This is a genomic window from Terrabacter sp. Soil810 (assembly GCF_001429645.1).
In the GTDB taxonomy this organism is placed as follows: domain Bacteria; phylum Actinomycetota; class Actinomycetes; order Actinomycetales; family Dermatophilaceae; genus Terrabacter.
In genome coordinates, this window is record NZ_LMSW01000011.1 from 1695213 (window position 1) to 1711093 (window position 15881).

Below are 15881 nucleotides of genomic sequence, written 5' to 3' on the forward strand. Positions count from 1 at the left end.
CATTCCATGGCACTCGGGACGGACTACAGCGGGCAGGACTGCTCGCTCGCCAAGGCCCTCGAGGTCGTCGGCGAGCGATGGTCGCTGCTGCTCGTGCGCGACGCCTTCCTCGGCGTGACGCGGTTCAGCGACTTCCGGCGCCGCCTCGACATCTCGAAGGCGGTCCTGACCCAACGGCTCGGATCGCTCGTCGAGGCCGGCGTCCTCGAGCGCCGGACGCACGGCGGCCACGACGCCTACGTCCTCACCCCCACCGGCGAGGCGCTCTGGCCCGCCGTCCACGCGCTCATGCGCTGGGGGGACGCCACGACCTCCGCTCTAGGGCCGCGGCGGCTCTTCCGCCACGTGCCCTGCGACGCTGACCTCGACGTGACCGGGCGCTGCCCCGTCTGCGGGGCGACACCAACCGCGGCCCAGCTCGAGACCCGGCCCGGACCGGGAGCCGGCACGGACCCGCCCGCCAACCCGCTGTCCGCGAGGCTCCGGGAGCCCCACCGCCTGCTCACGCCGCTGCGCGACTGAGGGGCGTAACGCGGGAGACACATCGATGCAGCACGATGTCCCCCATGAACAGCCCCCTGCCCCCGGGTGAACCGCTCAGTGCGGAGCACGCACGGCTCATCGACTCCCCCGGCCACGACGCCCCGTGGCGCCTCTGGGGTCCCTACCTCTCCGGACGGCAGTGGGGCACGGTCCGTGAGGACTACTCGGCCGAGGGCAACGCGTGGTCGGAGTTCCCCTTCGACCAGGCGGTGTCACGCGCCTACCGCTGGGGCGAGGACGGCCTCGGCGGCATCAGCGACCGCTTCGGCTTCCTCAACTTCTCCGTGGCGCTCTGGAACGGCAAGGACCCGATCCTCAAGGAGCGGCTCTTCGGGCTGACGAACGAGGAGGGCAACCACGGCGAGGACGCCAAGGAGTACTGGTGGGCCCTCGACGGCACGCCGACCCACTCGTGGATGCAGTGGCTCTACCGCTACCCGCAGGCCGAGTTCCCCTACGAGCAGCTGCGTCGCGAGAACCGCGAGCGCACCCGCGACGAGAGGGAGTTCGAGCTCGGCGACACCGGGATCCTCGACGACCACGAGTTCTTCGACGTCACCATGACGTACGCCAAGGCCGGGCCGGACGACATGTGCATCCGGATCACGGCGACCAACCACGGCCCGGCGGCCGCGCCGCTCCACGTGCTGCCCACGATCTGGCTGCGCAACACCTGGTCGTGGGGCGTCGACGACCGCGTCACCGAGCTGCGCGAGATCCGCCGCAACGGCCGACCGCCCCGGGGCTACCGCGCCGCCGAGGTGACCCACGGCTTCCTCGGCCGCTACGTCCTGGCGGCGTCCGGCTCCCCCACGACGCTCTTCTGCGACAACGAGACGAACGCCAGGCACGTGTTCGGCGACCGCGCGCTCGCCAACCAGTCGCTCTACCCGAAGGACTCGATCAACGAGCGCGTCGTCCACGGGCACACCAAGGCGGTCAACCCCGGCGGCTACGGCAGCAAGTGCTCCTTCTGGTACCGCTTCGACTCCGTCGGCCCGGGCGAGAGCGTCACCGTCGACCTGCGCCTGGCGCCCGGCGACCCCGACCTCGAGTGGTTCGGCGAACCGTTCGAGGAGGTGCTCGGCGCCCGGGCGACCGAGGCCGACGAGTTCTACGGCCACGCCATCGACGCCTCCCTCGACGAGGCCGACCGGCACGTCGCGCGGCGGGCGTACGCCGGTCTCCTCTGGGGCAAACAGCTCTACCGCTACGACGTGCGCCAGTGGATGAACGGCGACCCCGTCGGCCCGACCGTGGCCGAGTCGCGGAAGAAGGGCCGCAACGAGCACTGGAAGCACCTCGCGCTCGCCGACGTCATCTCGATGCCCGACGAGTGGGAGTACCCGTGGTTCGCCGCGTGGGACCTCGCCTTCCACACGATCCCGCTCGCCCACGTCGACCCGGAGTTCGCCAAGGAGCAGCTGCTCCTCATGTGCCGCGAGTGGGCCATGCACCCCAACGGCCAGCTGCCGGCCTACGAGTGGGAGTTCGGCGACGTCAACCCGCCCGTCCACGCGTGGGCGGCGTGGCACGTCTACCGCATCGACGGCTACCGCGACCGCGAGTTCCTCGTGCGGGTCTTCACCAAGCTGCTGCTCAACTTCGCATGGTGGGTCAACCGCAAGGACGCCAACGGCTCCAACCTCTTCGAGGGCGGCTTCCTCGGGATGGACAACATCGGCCTGTTCAACCGCTCCGCTCCCCTGCCGCCCGGCTTCCGCCTCGAGCAGTCCGACGCGACGAGCTGGATGGCCTTCTACTGCCAGCAGATGCTCAAGATCGCCCTCGAGCTCGCCCGCACCGACAAGGCCTGGGACGACGTCGCGACGAAGTTCCTCGAGCACTTCCTGTCGATCGCCCAGGCGATGCGCCACTTCGGGTCGAGCGACAAGTCGCTGTGGCACGAGGAGGACGGCTTCTACTACGACGTCCTCGTCCAGCCCGACGGCCGCGCGCCGCACATGAGGGTGCGCTCGATGGTGGGCCTGCTGCCGATCCTCGGCGCGACGGAGATCCCGTCGTGGGTCGTCGACGAGTGCCCCGACGTGACGAGCCGCTTCCAGTGGCTCCAGGAGCGCCGACCCGAGCTCGTCAAGCCGATGCTCGCCCGCGACGACGGCAAGATGCTCCTGACGCTCGTGCCGCCGAAGCGGCTGCGCCGCATCCTCGAGCGGATGTTCGACTCGGAGGAGTTCTTGTCCCCCTACGGGGTCCGGTCGCTGTCGGCCGCGACGCGCCAGGCCGTGACGGCAACGCTCGGCAACGAGACCGTCTCGATCGAGTACGAGCCCGGCGAGTCGCGCACCGGCATGTTCGGCGGCAACTCCAACTGGCGCGGGCCGGTGTGGTTCCCCACGAACGTGCTCCTCGCCGACAAGCTGCGCACCTACGGCCGCTACTTCGGTGACGACTTCCGCATCGAGATCCCGACGGGCTCGGGCGACTGGCGCACCCTCGACCAGGCGGCGGACGTCATCGACGGGGGCCTGACGGCCCTCTTCCGCCCCGTGGACGGCCGTCGCCCCTCGGACGGCAAGCGCATCGAGTCCTCGCCCGACCCGCTGTGGTCGGCGCACCCGACCTTCTCGGAGTACTTCGACGGCGACACCGGCGAGGGGCTCGGCGCGACGCACCAGACCGGGTGGACGGCGCTCGTCGCCCATCTGCTCAACCCTCGGCTGCCCCCCGACCCGCGCACCATGGGCTGGGCCTGAGCGACACGGCATACGCCCTAGGGATGTGAGGCGGCGCCCAGGGCGTCGGCCGGTGGCGTATGCCGTCCGGCGGGCGAGGCGTGTCGGGTGACCCGTCGCGCTCGGGTAGCGTGAGCCAGCGTGAACGCGCCCATCTCCGTTCGTGACATCACCGCAGCCGAGCACCTCGCCTGGCTGCGGTCCCAGCCCTCGGCGAGCTTCCTCCAGACGCCGGCCTGGGCCGACGTGAAGAAGGAGTGGCGCACCGAGTCGGTGGGCTGGTTCGAGGGCGAGGAGATGGTCGGGGCCGCGCTCGTGCTGCACCGTTCGCTGCCGCGTCTCAAGCGTTCGCTGGCCTACGTGCCGGAGGGACCCTGCATCGACTGGGCGTCCCCACGGCTCGTCGAGCTGCTCCGAGCGTTGCGCGACCACCTCAAGGCCAAGGGTGCCTTCGCGCTGCGGCTCGGGCCGCCCGTCGCGACGCACCGCTGGCGCACGGCGACGATCAAGGCGGCCATCGGTGACCCGACGGTCCGCCGCTACGACGACGCGACGCCCGACGTCGTGGAGCCGGTGGGCACGGCCGTCGTGGCCGAGCTGCGGCGACTGGGCTTCCGCCACCTCAGTCCCGACGACGGCTTCGCCGCCGGCCAGCCGGAGTACGTCTTCCAGGTGCCCCTCGCGGGACGCACCGAGGCTGACGTGCTGGCGGGCATGAACCAGCTGTGGCGCCGCAACATCAAGAAGACCGCGAAACACGGGGTGGAGGTCCGCGTCGGTGACGCGTCCGACCTGGCGGCCTTCCACCGCACCTACGTCGAGACCGCCGAGCGCGACCGCTTCACGCCGCGCGGCCTCGCCTACTTCGAGACCATGTATGCCGCCCTGTCGGCCGAGGATCCCCAGCGGATCCGCGTCTACCTCGCCGAGCACGAGGGCGACGTGCTGGCGGCGACGATCTTCATCCGGGTCGGCGAGCACGCGTGGTACTCCTACGGTGCATCGACGTCGGCCAAGCGCGAGCTCCAGGGCTCCACGGCGATCCAGTGGCGGATGATGCAGGACTCGATCGCCGCCGGGGCGAGCGTCTACGACCTGCGCGGCATCACCAACACCGTCGACGAGGCCAACCCGCACATCGGGCTCATCCGCTTCAAGGTCGGCACGGGCGGCGAGGCCGTGCGCCTAGCCGGCGAGTGGGACCTGCCGCTGAACCGCTTGCTCTACAAGGCTTTCGACCTCTACATGAAGCGGCGGTGAGCGCTCGTGTCCTTCGTCCTGCACGTCGACGGTGAGCGCTGGCGCGCCGCCCACGACCGCTTCGTCGCCGAGCACCCCGCCGTCGTCCCCGTCATCAAGGGCAACGGCTACGGCTTCGGCCGCGACCTGCTCTGCGCGGAGGCGGGTCGCCTGGGGGTGCCGATGGTCGCGATCGGCGCCTACGCCGAACTGCCTTCTGCCCTGGCCGCGTTCGGCGGCGACGTGCTCGTCATGGAGCCCTACCGGGCCGCCGTCCACGCCGACCTGCCCGACCTGGCGAACCGGCGCGTCGTGCACACCGTCACGACCGAGTCCGACCTGGCGAGCCTGCGGGGGGAGCTCGCCGAGACGCGGGTCGTCGTCGAGGGACTCACGTCGATGAACCGCTACGGCACGCCGGTGGCCGACGTGGCCGAGCTGGCCGGACTCGCCGACGCGGTCGGCGTCACCCTGCACCTGCCGCTCGGCACGGGCCACGTCGAGGAGATCTCGCGCTTCATCGCCGCCGTCCCGGGAGTCCGCACGTGGTACGTGTCGCACGTGTCGGGCGCCGAGCTGTCCGCTCTCGCAACACGATTCCCGGAACATGAGTTCCGACCCCGCATCGGCACGGACCTGTGGTACGCCGACAAGGGATCCTACGAGGTGCGGGCTCACGTGCTCGACGTGCGACCCGTCACCAAGGGCACGCGGGTCGGCTACCGGCAGCGCGCGGTCGCCGCGGGCCACCTCGTCGTCGTCAGCGGCGGCACCTCGCACGGCGTCGCGATGGAGAGCCCGTCGTCCGCCGCCACGGCGCGGTCGCGCGCCATCGCCGTCACCGAGGGCGTGCTCGAGGCAGCGCACCGGGTGCGTTCGCCCTTCACGGTGTCCGGTGTCATGCCCCGTTTCGCCGAGCCGCCGCACATGCAGTGCAGCCTCCTCGTGCTGCCGGCCGGGGCCACTCCCCCGCGCATCGGCGACGAGGTCACGGCCAGGATGCGCCTGACGACGACGACCCCGGACGCGGTCGTCGTCTCCTGACGGACCGTGTGACGTCGGTCGACGGCGGCCGACGCCGGTGGACGCGTCCGGCCACCTGGGCGGCTCCGACCTCAGGACGGCGGCTGCGTGGGCCGGGTGAGGATCTCGGCACCGTCGCCCGTGATGGCGATCGTGTGCTCGCTGTGGGCAGTCCGGCTGCCCGTCGCGCTGCGCAGCGTCCAGCCGTCGGCATCGGTCACCAGCTCGGCCGTGTCGGCCATGACCCACGGCTCCAGGGCCAGGAGGAGGCCCGGGCGCAGCGTGTAGCCACGGCCCGGGCGCCCGGTGTTCGCGACGTGAGGGTCCTGGTGCATCGTCGACCCGACGCCATGACCTCCGAACTGGGTGTTGATCGGGAAGCCCGCCTCGGAGAGCACCGAGCCGATGGCATACGAGACGTCACCGACACGGGCGCCCGGACCCGCCGCGGCGACGCCGGCGGCCAGGGCGCGCTCGGTCACGGCGATCATGGCGAGGCTCTCGGAGGGCTGCGTCTCACCCACGACGAAGCTGACCGCGGAGTCGGCGACGACCCCGCCCAGGGAGACCGCGAGGTCGAGCGACAGCAGGTCGCCGTCGGCCAGCGCGCGGTCGTGGGGCAGCCCGTGGAGAACGGCGTCGTTGACCGACGTGCAGATGTGGTGGCCGAACGGCCCTCGCCCGAAGGACGGGGCGTAGTCGACGTAGCAGGAGGTCGCCCCCGCCTCGACGATCATCGACCGGGCCCAACGGTCGATGTCCAGGAGGTTGGTGCCCACTGCGGTGCGGCTCCTCAGGGACTGCAGGATGTCAGCGACGAGGGCGCCGGTCTCCCGCGCCCGAGGCAGCTCGGACGGGCTCAGGATCTCGATCATGCGGCGCCTCTCTCGTGACACTCTCGTGCGACCAATAACTATCCCGGCCATGTTATCCCGGTCTAGGATCGGGTTCATGGTCAGGTTGCCGCTCACACCCGCGGAGGTCGAGCGCGGACAGCGCCTCGGCGCCCTCCTGCGTCGCGCCCGAGGCGAGCGCTCGATGCTCGAGACCGCCCTCGACGCACAGATCTCCCCCGAGACCCTGCGCAAGATCGAGTCGGGCCGCGTGGCCACCCCGTCGTTCCCGACGATCGCCGCCGTCGCAGAGGTCCTCGGGCTCTCGCTCGACGTGGTGTGGGCCGAGATCAGCCCGCCCGAGAGCCGTCGCGAACGACAAGGCTCCGGTCGCGACCCACGCGAGCAGATGGCCTCGTAGGGGCCACGGTCGTCGAGCTGCTCCCTGCCATGATGTCGGAATGGAACGAGTCCTGGGCGTCGGCGGCTACTTCCTGAGAGCCGCAGACCCGGCAGCCCTGGCTGCGTGGTACCGCGAATGCCTCGGGCTTGACGTCGACCAGCACGGGTCGTGGAGCCAGGAGGCCGGACCGACCGTGTTCGCCACGTTCGAGGCAGACACCGACTACTTCGGCGCTCGCACCCAGCAGACGATGGTCAACTTCCGCGTCCGGAACCTCGACGCGATGCTCGCGCAGCTGCGGGCCGCCGGAGCAGCCGCCGACACGGAGACGCAGGACCTGGATGGTGTCGGCCGGTTCGGCTGGGTCACCGACCCGGAGGGCAACCGGATCGAGTTCTGGCAGCCCAGCTGACCCCGCGCCGCAGCCCGACGGTCAGACGTCCGACCCGCCGGCCTCGATCGCGTCGAGGTCGCGCACGGCGTAACGGTGGTGCTCCCACTCCTCGTCGAGGATCGTGTGCAGGCACGAGAGCACCGTCTCGGGGTACGCCGGGTCGTGCGGGTTCGGTCGGGCCGACGCGAGCAGCTCGGGTGTGACTGCGGCGATGACGTCGCGCACCATCGCGACCCTCGCTGCCCGCACCCGGAGGACCTCCGCGTAGGACGGCGCGTCCGTCGCAAGGACCGACACGTCGAAGTCGTCGTCCACGGTGCCGGCGTCGATCAGGCCATAGGGGTGGTAGGGCTGGGCGGTCCCCAGAATCGCCTTGCCCAGCCACGTGTCCGTGGCCAGCACGAGGTGCCGCAGGGTCTGGGCGAACGACCACTCCCCGGCGACCGACACGTCCACCGTGCCGGCGGGCATGGCGTCGACGCGGGCGAGCGTGGACTCCCAGGCGCCCTCCAGTCGGGCCCAGGCCGTCGCCAGTCCCTCCGGATCGGTGGCACGCCGCTCGGCACGACCGGGGAAGCGCCGGTTCAGCTCCGCGTCGACGAGCGGGACCACGTCGACACCGTTGACGCGCAGGAAGGTCTCGCCGTCGAAGAGCCACGGCGCATCGATCTCCACGTCCTCCGCCTGCACACCGCGCATCACGACGCCGGAGACGTCGGCGCCGACGAACCGGGCGCCGCGCAGGTCGGTGTCGACGAACTCTGCTCCCTGCAGGTCGTCGGACGGGCCGAAGGTTGCCATGACGTCTCCTCGTCGCACGCCGCCGGGTAGCCAGACTACCGAGCGCCTCGCGCCCCCTACCAGACGTCGAACGTCCGGGTTGCCGGTTAGCGTGCCTCGCATGGACATGCTGACGACGACGCAGATCACCGAGGCCGGACTGGCCGACTGGCGGAAGCTGGGGCAGGGACTGCATGCCAGGTACCTCGTCGACGGGTTCGTCGCCGGCGCGGCGTTCGTCTCCGCGGTCGGCGAGGCGGGGGACACCGTCGGCCACCATCCGCGCGTGACGATCGGCACGACATACGTCGACCTGGTGCTGCTCAGCGACGACGCCGTCCACCGCGACGACGAGGGCACGGAGCACGTCGTCGACTGGGTGACCCAGAAGGACGTCGACCTCGCGCGGCGCATCACCGGGATCGCGGGCGAGCACGGCCTCGAGGCCGACCCGGCGGCGGTCACCGGGATCGAGCTCGCGCTCGACACGGCGCGCGCCGCCACGATCGCGCCGTTCTGGGCAGCCCTGCTGACCGGCGGCACGGATGCCATGGGTCGCGGGACCATCGGCGACGACGTCCGCGATGCCACCGCACGGGTGCCCATCCTCTGGTTCCAGGGGACGGACGAGCACGAGACGCCGCGGCAGCGCTTCCACCTCGACGTCTGGGTCGCACCCGAGGTGGCCGACCAGCGGATCGCGGCCGCCGTCGCCGCCGGTGGCGTCGTCGTCGACGACAGCCAGGCGCCGTCGTTCACGGTGCTCGCGGACCAGGACGGCAACAGGGCGTGCGTGTGCACGTCTCTCCCGTCTGCCGAGAACCCCTGACGCGCAACCGAGCTCAGGGCGCCTCGGCAGGGTCGTGCGCGCCGGCGCGCCCGAGGCGGAACTGGTCGGCGGCCAGCAGCAGCCACGTCACCGAGGCGATCGTGAGCCACGGGTGCGCCGATGCGGCCCACCACGCGAGGCCCGACGCAGCCACCGCCCCGAAGCCGGCATCCGGGAAGCGCCTGCCGTCGCCGCTGAGCGGTACGGTCTTTCCGGACGGTCGGCGTCCGGGAGGTGACCACATGCGGTACGACACGAGTCCCACGGCACGAGCCCTGCTCGCGCTCGAGGCCATCCAGGACAGCCCGGGCATCACGGCTCAGCGGCTCGGCGACCACCTCGGCGTCACCGAGCGCGCCGCGCGCCGCTACGTCGCCATCCTCCGCGAGGCTGACCTGCCGATCGAGTCGGTCACCGGGCCGCACGGCGGCTACAGGGTCGGCCGGGGGCTGCGACTCCCACCCCTGATGTTCACGGCCGCCGAGGCCCTCGGCCTCGTCATGGCCGTGCTCGAGGGCCACCGCGGCGCGGCCGATCCCACCGAGCTCGTCGGGGCCGCCCTCTCCAAGATCCTGCGCGTGCTCCCCCAGCAGGTCGCCGAGCCGGTCCGGGCCGTACGCCGGGTGGCCGGCCCACCGCCCGACCCGCGCCTGCGCGTCGACCCTGCCCTGACGGCCAAGCTCGTCGAGGCCTGCACGTCGTCGCACCGGGTCCGCATCGACTACCGCCTCGAGGACGGGAGGGAGCGACCGATGGAGATCGACCCGTGGGCGGTCGTCCTGCGTCACGGCCGGTGGTACCTCCTCGGCTGGTCGCAGACGAGCGAGGCCCAGCGCGCCCTGCGGATCGACCGCGTCCTGTCGGTCTTCACCACCTCGCAGCGGTTCGCGCCACCCGAGGACCTCGACGCCCTCCGCACCCTCGAGGAACACCTGTCCCAGGGGTGGCGCCACGAGGTCGACGTGCTCCTGCGGGCCGACCTCGACGAGGCCTCACGCTGGATCCCCCGAAGCCTGGGACGCCTCGAGGTGGTCGAGGGCGGCATCCGGCTCCGGGCCACGACCGACGAGCCGGAGTGGTACGCCCGCCAGCTGGCCGTCACGCCGCTCACCTTCGAGGTGGTCGGGTCACCCGCGCTCGTGCAGGCCACCGAGGACCTCGCCGCGCGCCTCGTCAAGTCCGCGGGCAGCTCCGACACCACCGGTGGCCGCGGCGCCCATCGCTGACCCGGCTCGAGCGGGTACGACACCGTCACGGCAGCCGACGGAGCAGCCGTCGTCCACAGGTCCCCGCGCACTAGGGTGATCTCGACCGGACCGGGGAGCCCCCGGTCCCGAGCCCGAGGAGCGGCACATGAGCTTCAACGACAACGCCCAGCTCGACACCTCCCAGGTGCAGAGCGGCGGCAGCGGGGGCGGCGGAGGCGGAGGCGGCTTCCCCGGCGGCATCCAGGTCGGTGGAGGCATCGGTGGCCTCATCCTCCTCGTGCTCATGCTCATCTTCGGCGGCACCAAGATCCTCGGTGGCGGCGACTCCGGCAGCACGACCGGAGGACTGCCCTCACAGCAGCTCCAGTCCGACCAGGTCGCGGCCGCGGGCCAGGTCGACCAGGGCGAGTTCTCCCAGTGCAAGACCGGAGCCGACGCCAACAAGAACGACGTCTGCCTCATCATCGCGACGGTCAACAGCGTCCAGGACTACTGGGGCAAGACGCTGCCCAAGTACCAGATGAACTACGAGCCGGTGAAGACCGTCATCTACCAGGGCCAGACCCCGTCGGGTTGCGGTACCGCCAACTCGCAGGTGGGTCCCTTCTACTGCCCCCTCGACTCCAAGGTCTACGTCGACGCCAGCTTCTTCGAGGAGCTCCAGAGCAAGTTCGGCGCCGACGGCGGCCAGCTCGCCAAGGAGTACGTCATCGCGCACGAGTACGGCCACCACGTCCAGAACCAGCTCGGCATCCTGGACCGGGCGCAGCAGGACCCCCAGGGTCCCAACTCCGGCGCCGTCCGCATCGAGCTCATGGCCGACTGCCTCGCCGGCACGTGGGTCAAGCACGCGACCGAGACGACCGACGCCAACGGCACCCCGCTGCTCAAGCCCGTCACGGAGCAGGACATCACGTCAGCGCTCTCGGCCGCGTCCGCCGTCGGTGACGACCGCATCCAGAAGAAGATGCAGGGACGCGTCACCCCCGAGAACTGGACCCACGGCTCGTCCGAGGCGCGCCAGAAGTGGTTCCTGCAGGGCTACCAGACCGGCGACCTCAACCAGTGCAACACCTTCGGGGTCGACACCGTCAGCTGACGCCGCCCGCAGGCGTCTCCGTGAGCTCGATGCGCACGGAGCGCCCTCGACGCAGCGCGGCCTCGAGCACGTCGCGCTTCGGGTCGGGCAGATCGTAGAGCTCGCGCATCGGGAGGCCCGCGAGGGCCCTCAGGGCCCGGGCCTCGAGCACCTCGCGCACCAGCGTGCGGTCTCCCCCGACGACGAGGCCTCGGGGTATGCCGTCCGCTCCCGTCGCGGGTGACTCGTCGTCCCCGAGGAGGACCCGTCGCGCGTGACCCACGACGGCGTCGACGAGCTCGTCGGCCTGCTTGCCCCGACGGCGGGCGAAGCGCTGTTGCGACCAGCCGCCCGCCGCGGTGCGCGACTGGACGTGGCGGGACCCCACCTTCGAGGCCGTGAAGGCGCCGGCGGAGGCCAGCCCCACGGCATACCCTCCTCGCCTGACGAGGATGACGCCGAGGGGCTCGTGGGCGAACGGCGTTGCCACGAGGGAGGATCCGTCGGCAGCCCGGGCGGACACGACGACGCCGCCGGGAGTGGACTCCTCGGCGGCGTCGTAGGTGCCGTGTCGCTCGGCGAAGCCCGCCATCCATCGGTCGAACCGAGCGGGGTCGACCTCGATGACGCGCGTCGTCACGAGCGCGGGTGCTGCAGGCTCAGAGGTTGAAGCCGAGGGCGCGCAGCTGCTCGCGGCCGTCCTCGGTGATCTTGTCGGGACCCCACGGCGGCATCCACACCCAGTTGATGCGGTGCGTCGTGACGAGACCCTCGAGCGCCTGCGCGGTCTGGTCCTCGATGACGTCGGTGAGGGGGCACGCAGCCGACGTCAGCGTCATGTCGATGACGGCGTGCGACTGCGCGTCGACGGTGATGCCGTAGACGAGGCCGAGGTCGACGACGTTGATGCCGAGCTCGGGGTCGACGACGTCGCGCATGGCCTCCTCGACGTCAGCCACGTTGGGCGGGGTGGTGGTCTGGGTCATGACGAAACTCCTTGGGGGGAGGCGGAACTCGTGGAAGTGATGTCGACGCCGGCTCGAGCCAGCGCGTCGGTGAAAGCGGTCCAGCCGAGCAGGGCGCACTTGACGCGCGCGGGGTACTTCGAGACGCCGGCGAAGGCCACGCCGTCGCCGATGACCGTCTCGTCGCCGGCCACCTGGCCACGGGAGGTCAGCATGGCGCGCACCGCCTCGAAGGTCTGCAGGGCCTCGACGACCGGGTGGCCGATGACCTCCTCGGCGAGCACGGACGAGCTCGCGACGGAGATCGAGCAGCCCTGCGCCTCGTAGGACACGTCGGTCACGACGGCGTCGGCGCCCGTGCCGGAGACGTCGACCCGCAGGGTCACCTCGTCGCCGCACGTCGGGTTGATGTGGTGCACCTCGGCGTCGAAGGGCTCGCGCAGACCCGCGTGGTGCGGGCGCTTCGAGTGCTCGAGGATGAGCTCCTGGTAGAGGTCCATCAGCTCGCCTCCCTCTCCGTGTGAAGGCCGAAGACCACCGGCACGCGGTCGAGCGCCGCGAGCAGCGCCTCGACCTCGGCGACGGTGTTGTGGACGGCGAACGACGCACGGGTCGTGGCGGTGGCGCCGAGCACCCGGTGCAGCGGCCACGCGCAGTGGTGGCCCACGCGGACGGCCACCCCGGCGTCGTCGAGCACCTGCCCGACGTCGTGCGCGTGCACGCCGTCCACGACGAACGCGACGGCGCCGCCGCGCGGCGTGCCGAGCGGCGGACCGACGACACGCACCCACGGGCGCTCGGCGAGGCCCCGCTGCAGCAGGTCGACGAGGGCGGCCTCGTGCGCGTGGATGCGCTCGATGCCGAGGGCCTCGATCCACCGCACCGCGGCGGCCAGCCCCACGGCCTGCGCCGCGTTGGGCACGCCCGCCTCGAACTTCTGCGGCGCGGGTGCGTAGGTGGAGCGCTCCATCGTCACGAGCTCGATCATCGAGCCGCCCGTCAGGAACGGCGGCATGACCTCGAGGAGCTCGCCGCGGCCCCAGAGGACGCCGACCCCCATCGGGCCGTACATCTTGTGGCCGCTGAAGGCGACGAAGTCCGCGCCCAGGGTGGCGACGTCGAGCGCGAGGTGCGGCACCGACTGGCACGCGTCGACGACGACGAGCGCCCCGACCGCGTGCGCGCGCTCAGCGAGCTCGGCGACGGGGTTGACCGTGCCGAGCACGTTGGAGACGTGGGTGAAGGCGAACACCTTGGTGCGCTCGGTGAGCAGGCCGTCGAGACCCGTCAGGTCGAGCGCGCCGTCGGCGTCGACCGGCACCCAGCGCAGGGTCGCGCCGGTGCGACGGGCGAGCTCCTGCCACGGGACGAGGTTGGCGTGGTGCTCCATCTCGGTCACGAGGATCTCGTCACCGGGGCGGAGCACGAACCGCTCGTCCTTGGGGTCGGCGGTCGGGGCCGCGTTGGAGAAGGCGTACGCCACGAGGTTGATCGCCTCGGTGGCGTTCTTGGTGAAGACGACCTCGTCGGCGGGCGCGCCGATGAACGACGCGACGGTCGCCCGCGCCGCCTCGAAGTCGTCGGTGGCCTCCTCCGCGAGCTGGTGCGCGCCGCGGTGGACCGCAGCGTTGTGCTGCTCGTAGAACGCGCGCTCGGCGTCGAGGACCTGCGTCGGCTTGTGCGACGTCGCCCCGGAGTCGAGGTAGACGAGCGGCCTGCCGTCGCGCACCGTGCGCGTCAGGATCGGGAAGTCGCCGCGGATCGCGGCGAGCTCCCCGTCCGTGAAGGGCAGGACGTCGGTCATTCGGCTCAGACCTCGACCGCCGCGGCCGGAGCCGCGGTGAGGTAGCGGTCGTAGCCCTCGTCCTCGAGGCGGTCGGCCAGCTCGGGGCCACCCTCCTCGACGACCTTGCCGTCGACGAAGACGTGCACGAAGTCGGGCTTGATGTAGCGCAGGATGCGCGTGTAGTGCGTGATGAGCAGGACGCCGAGGTCGCTCGAGTCCTTCGCGCGGTTGACGCCCTCGGAGACGATCTTGAGCGCGTCGACGTCGAGGCCGGAGTCGGTCTCGTCGAGCACGGCCACCTTGGGTCGGAGCAGCTCCATCTGGAGGATCTCGTGGCGCTTCTTCTCACCACCGGAGAAGCCCTCGTTGACGTTGCGCTCGGCGAACGCGGGGTCCATGCGCAGGTTGCCCATGGCCGCCTTGACGTCCTTGACCCACGTGCGCAGCTTGGGCGCCTCGCCGTCGATGGCGGTCTTGGCCGTGCGGAGGAAGTTGCTGACCGTGACGCCGGGGACCTCGACGGGGTACTGCATCGCGAGGAACAGGCCGGCGCGGGCGCGCTCGTCGACCTTCATGGCGAGGACGTCCTCGCCGTCCAGCGTCACCGTGCCGCCGGTGACGGTGTACTTCGGGTGGCCGGCGATGCTGTAGGCCAGCGTCGACTTGCCGGAGCCGTTGGGCCCCATGATCGCGTGGGTCTCCCCCGACTTCACGGTGAGGTCGACCCCGCGCAGGATCTCCTTGGGGCCGTCCTCGGTCTCGACCGAGACCGTCAGTCCCTTGATCTCGAGCGTGCTCATGGGTCAGTTCTCCTTGTTGGTGCTGGCGGTGTCTGTGCTGGGGGTGTGCTGGGTGGGAGCGGCGTACGCCGTCGACGCGAGCTCGTCCTCGATGGCGGCGGTGATCTCGTCACGCAGGTCGGCGAGCGGGATCTCACGGATGATGTCGGCGAAGAAGCCGCGCACGACGAGGCGCTTGGCCTCGTCCTCGTTGATGCCGCGCGACTGCAGGTAGAACAGCTGCAGGTCGTCGAAACGCCCTGTGGCAGAAGCGTGTCCAGCACCCAGGATCTCGCCGGTCTCGATCTCGAGGTTCGGCACCGAGTCGGCGCGAGCGCCGTCGGTGAGCACGAGGTTGCGGTTGAGCTCGTAGGTGTCGGTGCCCTCGGCCTCCGCGCGGATCAGGACGTCGCCGACCCACACGGTGCGGGCGGACTCGCCCTGGAGCGCACCCTTGTAGGTGGCGCGGCTCTTGCAGTGGGGGGTGTTGTGGTCGACGTACGAGCGGTGCTCGAGGTGCTGACCGGCGTCGGCGAAGTAGACGCCGAGAAGGGTCGCGTCGCCACCGGGACCGGCGTAGCGCACGTTGGCGTTGACGCGGACGACCTCCCCGCCGAGCGACACCGAGAGGTGCTTGAAGCGGGCGTCGCGACCGACGAGCGCGTCGTGCTGGGCCAGGTGCTGGGCGTCGTCGGCCCAGCGCTGCACCGACACGACGGTGAGGTCGGAGCCGTCGTCGGTGACGACTGACAGGAGCTGGCAGTAGCGGGCCGAGCCGGTGTGCTCGACGACGACGGTCGCCTTGGAGAATCGTCCGGCACGCACGACGAGGTGGCCGTGCACGGGCTCCCCGCCCCGGCCGACGAGCGAGAGGCGGACCGGCTCGTCGAGCTCGGCGTCGGCCGGGATGTCGAGCAGCACAGCGCCGTCGGCGGCCGCGGCGGCAACGACGGCCGCGCGGTCCTGGGGCGGCAGGATGCCGAGGCTCTGGGCCTGCTCGGAGGTGATCGTCGACGTCGTGACGCCCTCGGGGAGCGACGTGCTCCAGTCGAGGCTTCCCGTCGCGCCCTCGGCCAGCAGGCCGGCGAGCTTCTTGACGGGCGTGAAGCGCCAGTCCTCCTCGCGGCCCGTCGGGAGCGGGAACGCGGAGACGTCGAAGGACGCCGTGCGCTCGGCCCGCGACTGGACGGGCACGAACGCCGCGGCCGAGTCGGTGTGGGCGGTGGCGCCGGGGAGGGTGGTCGTGGCGGTGGGGGCGGCGTCGGGCACCGTGGTCTCGCTCTGCTGGGTCTCGGGGGTGTCGGTCGTCGTGTCAGCCAGAAGGC

18 protein-coding genes are annotated in these 15881 nt (G+C 71.5%); 9 read left to right on the plus strand and 9 right to left on the minus strand.

Annotated features, from left to right (window positions below; translation table 11 throughout):
* Nucleotides 1-6 precede the first annotated feature (6 nt).
* The 4 genes from ASG96_RS13770 to ASG96_RS13785 all read left to right on the plus strand — a co-directional run bounded on the left by ASG96_RS13770 (nt 7) and on the right by ASG96_RS13785 (nt 5522).
* A complete protein-coding gene (locus tag ASG96_RS13770) occupies nt 7-522 on the plus strand; it encodes a helix-turn-helix domain-containing protein (RefSeq protein ID WP_057588220.1) in 516 nt (171 codons plus the stop codon).
* A 44-nt stretch (nt 523-566) separates the two neighbouring features.
* Nucleotides 567-3260: a hypothetical protein gene (locus ASG96_RS13775; protein ID WP_057588221.1), complete on the plus strand. Its 2694-nt coding sequence runs from the start codon at nt 567-569 to the stop codon at nt 3258-3260.
* Between the two features lie 120 nt (nt 3261-3380).
* Nucleotides 3381-4499, plus strand: coding sequence for a peptidoglycan bridge formation glycyltransferase FemA/FemB family protein (locus ASG96_RS13780; RefSeq protein ID WP_057588222.1), 1119 nt, complete (start codon nt 3381-3383; stop codon nt 4497-4499).
* A 6-nt stretch (nt 4500-4505) separates the two neighbouring features.
* Complete coding sequence (locus tag ASG96_RS13785; RefSeq protein WP_057588223.1) at nt 4506-5522, plus strand: alanine racemase; 1017 nt, start codon at nt 4506-4508, stop codon at nt 5520-5522.
* 71 nt (nt 5523-5593) lie between these two features.
* On the opposite strand, the gene map is transcribed toward ASG96_RS13785, so the two are convergent.
* Nucleotides 5594-6376 carry a type I methionyl aminopeptidase gene (gene map, locus ASG96_RS13790; protein WP_057588224.1) on the minus strand — a complete coding sequence of 261 codons (783 nt, stop codon included), beginning with the start codon at nt 6374-6376 and terminating at the stop codon, nt 5594-5596.
* A gap of 76 nt (nt 6377-6452) precedes the next feature.
* Here map and ASG96_RS13795 point away from each other — a divergent pair, with 76 nt between their 5' ends.
* Together ASG96_RS13795 and ASG96_RS13800 are read left to right on the plus strand one after the other, a co-directional pair.
* The gene (locus ASG96_RS13795; RefSeq protein ID WP_057588225.1) at nt 6453-6755 is read left to right on the plus strand and encodes a helix-turn-helix domain-containing protein; all 303 of its coding nucleotides are present in this window, start codon (nt 6453-6455) and stop codon (nt 6753-6755) included.
* A 40-nt stretch (nt 6756-6795) separates the two neighbouring features.
* Entirely contained in the window at nt 6796-7149 is a 354-nt protein-coding gene (locus ASG96_RS13800; protein WP_057588226.1) for a VOC family protein, read from the plus strand.
* Nucleotides 7150-7170: 21 nt separating this feature from the next.
* Here ASG96_RS13800 and ASG96_RS13805 read toward each other — a convergent pair whose 3' ends face one another.
* Nucleotides 7171-7932 carry a DinB family protein gene (locus tag ASG96_RS13805; protein ID WP_056757083.1) on the minus strand — a complete coding sequence of 254 codons (762 nt, stop codon included), beginning with the start codon at nt 7930-7932 and terminating at the stop codon, nt 7171-7173.
* 100 nt (nt 7933-8032) lie between these two features.
* On the opposite strand from ASG96_RS13805, the gene ASG96_RS13810 reads away from it, so the two are divergent.
* Entirely contained in the window at nt 8033-8740 is a 708-nt protein-coding gene (locus ASG96_RS13810; RefSeq protein ID WP_057588227.1) for a VOC family protein, read from the plus strand.
* Between the two features lie 13 nt (nt 8741-8753).
* Here the strand turns inward: ASG96_RS13810 and ASG96_RS13815 are convergent, their stop codons facing one another.
* A complete protein-coding gene (locus ASG96_RS13815) occupies nt 8754-8996 on the minus strand; it encodes a hypothetical protein (RefSeq protein WP_157610838.1) in 243 nt (80 codons plus the stop codon).
* Between ASG96_RS13815 and ASG96_RS13820 the strand changes: the two genes are divergently transcribed.
* Complete coding sequence (locus ASG96_RS13820; RefSeq protein WP_057588229.1) at nt 8983-9966, plus strand: YafY family protein; 984 nt, start codon at nt 8983-8985, stop codon at nt 9964-9966. The two genes, ASG96_RS13815 and ASG96_RS13820, sit on opposite strands and share 14 nt — an antisense overlap.
* Before the next feature lie 127 nt (nt 9967-10093).
* Entirely contained in the window at nt 10094-11047 is a 954-nt protein-coding gene (locus ASG96_RS13825) for a neutral zinc metallopeptidase (protein WP_056757094.1), read from the plus strand.
* Here the strand turns inward: ASG96_RS13825 and ASG96_RS13830 are convergent.
* The 6 genes from ASG96_RS13830 to sufD are packed head-to-tail and all read right to left on the minus strand — an operon-like array spanning nt 11040 to nt 15876.
* Nucleotides 11040-11666: an acVLRF1 family peptidyl-tRNA hydrolase gene (locus ASG96_RS13830; RefSeq protein WP_057588230.1), complete on the minus strand. Its 627-nt coding sequence runs from the start codon at nt 11664-11666 to the stop codon at nt 11040-11042. The genes ASG96_RS13825 and ASG96_RS13830 overlap by 8 nt on opposite strands.
* 19 nt (nt 11667-11685) lie before the next feature.
* Nucleotides 11686-12012, minus strand: coding sequence for a metal-sulfur cluster assembly factor (locus ASG96_RS13835; RefSeq protein ID WP_020144129.1), 327 nt, complete (start codon nt 12010-12012; stop codon nt 11686-11688).
* Nucleotides 12009-12491, minus strand: coding sequence for a Fe-S cluster assembly sulfur transfer protein SufU (sufU, locus tag ASG96_RS13840; RefSeq protein WP_057588231.1), 483 nt, complete (start codon nt 12489-12491; stop codon nt 12009-12011). The genes ASG96_RS13835 and sufU overlap by 4 nt, the downstream gene beginning before the upstream one ends.
* A complete protein-coding gene (locus ASG96_RS13845; RefSeq protein WP_057588232.1) occupies nt 12491-13795 on the minus strand; it encodes a SufS family cysteine desulfurase in 1305 nt (434 codons plus the stop codon). Before ASG96_RS13845 ends, sufU begins: the two co-directional genes overlap by 1 nt.
* Before the next feature lie 5 nt (nt 13796-13800).
* Nucleotides 13801-14577 (minus strand): Fe-S cluster assembly ATPase SufC, encoded by a 777-nt coding sequence (sufC, locus tag ASG96_RS13850; protein WP_057588233.1) that lies wholly within the window; start codon nt 14575-14577, stop codon nt 13801-13803.
* A 3-nt stretch (nt 14578-14580) separates the two neighbouring features.
* Nucleotides 14581-15876, minus strand: coding sequence for a Fe-S cluster assembly protein SufD (sufD, locus tag ASG96_RS13855; protein ID WP_157610898.1), 1296 nt, complete (start codon nt 15874-15876; stop codon nt 14581-14583).
* Between the last annotated feature and the right edge of the window lie 5 nt (nt 15877-15881).

Coding starts and splice junctions, on each gene's coding strand:
- ASG96_RS13770 (WP_057588220.1), top strand. CDS start 7: ATGGCACTCGGGACGGACTACAGCGGGCAGGACTGCTCGCTCGCCAAG.
- ASG96_RS13775 (WP_057588221.1), top strand. CDS start 567: ATGAACAGCCCCCTGCCCCCGGGTGAACCGCTCAGTGCGGAGCACGCA.
- map (WP_057588224.1), bottom strand. CDS start 6,376: ATGATCGAGATCCTGAGCCCGTCCGAGCTGCCTCGGGCGCGGGAGACC.
- ASG96_RS13795 (WP_057588225.1), top strand. CDS start 6,453: ATGGTCAGGTTGCCGCTCACACCCGCGGAGGTCGAGCGCGGACAGCGC.
- ASG96_RS13800 (WP_057588226.1), top strand. CDS start 6,796: ATGGAACGAGTCCTGGGCGTCGGCGGCTACTTCCTGAGAGCCGCAGAC.
- ASG96_RS13805 (WP_056757083.1), bottom strand. CDS start 7,932: ATGGCAACCTTCGGCCCGTCCGACGACCTGCAGGGAGCAGAGTTCGTC.
- ASG96_RS13810 (WP_057588227.1), top strand. CDS start 8,033: ATGGACATGCTGACGACGACGCAGATCACCGAGGCCGGACTGGCCGAC.
- ASG96_RS13820 (WP_057588229.1), top strand. CDS start 8,983: ATGCGGTACGACACGAGTCCCACGGCACGAGCCCTGCTCGCGCTCGAG.
- ASG96_RS13825 (WP_056757094.1), top strand. CDS start 10,094: ATGAGCTTCAACGACAACGCCCAGCTCGACACCTCCCAGGTGCAGAGC.
- ASG96_RS13835 (WP_020144129.1), bottom strand. CDS start 12,012: ATGACCCAGACCACCACCCCGCCCAACGTGGCTGACGTCGAGGAGGCC.
- sufU (WP_057588231.1), bottom strand. CDS start 12,491: ATGGACCTCTACCAGGAGCTCATCCTCGAGCACTCGAAGCGCCCGCAC.
- ASG96_RS13845 (WP_057588232.1), bottom strand. CDS start 13,795: ATGACCGACGTCCTGCCCTTCACGGACGGGGAGCTCGCCGCGATCCGC.
- sufC (WP_057588233.1), bottom strand. CDS start 14,577: ATGAGCACGCTCGAGATCAAGGGACTGACGGTCTCGGTCGAGACCGAG.